General features: G+C 61.7%; 2 protein-coding genes and 1 pseudogene. All 3 read right to left on the minus strand.

Going from position 1 to position 1,137, the window contains the following annotated elements; translation table 11 throughout:
* On the minus strand, window positions 1-184 hold a 184-nt coding region (locus GPA21_RS20210), incomplete at its 3' end, for a hypothetical protein (protein ID WP_168989852.1).
* A gap of 76 nt (window positions 185-260) precedes the next feature.
* On the minus strand, window positions 261-812 hold the full coding sequence (locus GPA21_RS20215) for a chemotaxis protein CheW (RefSeq protein WP_422614185.1): 552 nt from the start codon (window positions 810-812) through the stop codon (window positions 261-263).
* Window positions 813-822: 10 nt separating this feature from the next.
* Window positions 823-1,137: pseudogene (locus GPA21_RS20750) on the minus strand (methyl-accepting chemotaxis protein); the annotation flags it as partial.

Genomic DNA, 1,137 nt, shown 5'->3' on the forward strand with positions numbered 1-1,137 from the left:
ACTCATGCACGACGCCGCCGACGTGAACCGACAGGGAGGTCAAGCCTCGCAGGTCATTCATTTCGCTGGCGAACTGCCACTTCGCCATCGCGCCGATCGATGCGAACCAGAGCAGCGCCAGAATCGGCAGACCGGCCATCAACAAAAGCTTGGTACGGATATTGAGATTGCGGATCAGCTCCACGGTCATACTCCTCTCGGCAATGGATTCTTCCGGATACCTTGGTGTGTTGCGGTGTTCCAATCGCGCAGCGATGCCATCAGGCGTCGGCCTCCAGCGCGAGTTGCCCGATCACGCTGAGATCTTCCGCGGCGAGCACGTTGTCGACATTCAGGAGGATCACGAACCTGTCGTGGATCTTGCCCATGCCTGCGATGAAGTCGGTACGGATCCGAGCGCCGAAGGCCGGTGCAGGCTCGATGCAATCAGGGTCGATCTCGATCACTTCGTTGACCGCGTCGACCACCGCGCCGATAACCTGCGTTTCGTCCTCGCTCTCGAGCTCGAGAATCACGATGCAGCTGCGACGGGTCACCTCACTGCGCTTGCCGCCAAAGCGTCGCGCGAGGTCTATCACCGGCACGACCGCGCCACGCAGATTGATCACCCCCCGAATGAACTCCGGCATCATCGGAACGGTCGTCAGCTGCCCGTACTCGATGATCTCCTTGATGTGCAGGATGCCGATCGCAAACGTCTCACCGCCGAGCATGAAGGTCAGGTACTGACGCAGCTCATCCGACTCGGTCGCGCCATCACCTCTTCTTCCGGCAACCACGGCATCGGGCTCTTTCTTCACCATTGCTGTCATGGACCGCTCCTCAGAAACGCACAAATTCCGGATCCCCCGAGGACCCCATCAACGCAGGCCCAGAGCCACTGCGCTTCGGCGCGGCTGGCTCCGACCGGACAGGCTTCGAAGACTTGGTGGTCTTGGCGGCTGCGATCGGGCGCGCTTTTCCGGTTCCACCGGCAAGCGTGAAGAATCCCATCAGTTGCTGGAGTTGCTCGGCCTGCCCGCTCATCTCCTCGGCCGTGGCCGCCAGCTCCTCCGAGGCGCTCGCGTTCTGCTGCGTCGCCTGGTTGAGCTGGTTCATCGCCGTGTTTACCTGGCCCACCCCGGTGCTCTGTTCCTC

It is taken from the genome of Azoarcus taiwanensis, assembly GCF_012910885.1.
Lineage (GTDB): Bacteria > Pseudomonadota > Gammaproteobacteria > Burkholderiales > Rhodocyclaceae > Azoarcus_F > Azoarcus_F taiwanensis.